1 protein-coding gene is annotated in these 1,272 nt (G+C 42.7%); it reads right to left on the reverse strand.

The features are described from left to right. Positions 1-83: 83 nt before the first annotated feature. Positions 84-1,052, reverse strand: a complete 969-nt coding sequence (locus VB654_RS21000) for an orange carotenoid protein N-terminal domain-containing protein (RefSeq protein WP_323215742.1) — start codon at positions 1,050-1,052, stop codon at positions 84-86. Positions 1,053-1,272 lie beyond the last annotated feature (220 nt).

Here is a 1,272-nt window from a genome sequence, read left to right on the forward strand (position 1 = left end):
CAGCAAGCCCTATTTAAATGTGGTTAATGTCTGGCAAATTTGAGAAATATTTTAGTAGGATAGGCAATGCCTACCCTGTGGGATTAAACGCGACGCAGACTTAACAGTTCTTCAGGAGAAGCCAACATATCAATTGCGACGAAGAAAATTTTGCCTTCGGGATTGATTAAGAACCGCCAAGCAATATTCATACCCACAGTTACACCGAACCAAGGAGTTTGGACAACACCTGTAATTTTAAGTTGCTTAGAACCATCAGGCTGATTTTCACAGATACCTTGTTTTGGCATCATGTTTAGTCCTTGGGCTTCTTCGCGCATATATTTGGCGATCGCCTCATGCCCTACAATTGGTTTTTGGAATGGTGGTTGTAGCGCACCTTCAGCAGTAAACAGACTAATAGCTTTATCAAAGTCGTCAGCATTCATCGCTTCAATGTAGCTGAGTACAGCAGGCTCTGTAACGCCATCAATTTTGACTGAGGAGATGGATGGAGCAGTCCGAGCAAATGCAGGTTCCTCAACGGCTTTAGGATAGCTACTTGGCCCCAAATCAGAGGTATCGAATCCCATATTTACTACAGTGTTCCGCAGCACTGTAATTTGCTGACCTGGATCAAGTTTCTTGGTGGCTTCTAGCACTACTTGTACACCAGGAGTCATTTGATAACCACTGGGAATAGGAGCAACTACACCCTGCTTCATCAATTCTCCCAACTCGTACCAAAAAGCCAGCTTGGTATTAACACTGAAAAAACCATAGGAACGGCTAATGGGAGAATCAGCACGATTAGCAAGATCCCGCATGACTTGGGTTTGCTCTTCAGGAGACATTTTTTTAATTTGGGTGAGCAAACTTTCTGCTAGTTGCAGGCGTGCGGCTCCAGGTGCTGCGGGAGTAATGGTCTTACCCATTTCAGTGTAGGCGTACCAAAGATATGCCAGTTGGTCATCCACACCGAGTTGATCGAACAAGGCGATAGTAGCGGGGATCGGGCTGGGAACCTGAGTATTAGAGAAGATATTCTGAGCGGACTGGATAGTTAAAGCCATATTCAAAATTAATCAGAGGTTTAGCTGCTATGTAAAAAATTGTAAAATAAATCTTAAACTTTGTAAAGTTATTTAATTAAATCTTGACATCTTCCGGTAAAAGTAACCGCCCATACAGTATTACAGGAAAAAAACACCATAAATCTAGGCGATCGCGATTAATCCCCTAGATGAACCATATTAATAACTGGTTATTAAGTAGGGCTGGCTGAAGAAATCT

It is taken from the genome of Nodularia sp. UHCC 0506 (assembly GCF_034931045.1).
GTDB lineage: Bacteria > Cyanobacteriota > Cyanobacteriia > Cyanobacteriales > Nostocaceae > Nodularia.

Coding starts and splice junctions, on each gene's coding strand:
- VB654_RS21000 (WP_323215742.1), bottom strand. CDS start 1,052: ATGGCTTTAACTATCCAGTCCGCTCAGAATATCTTCTCTAATACTCAG.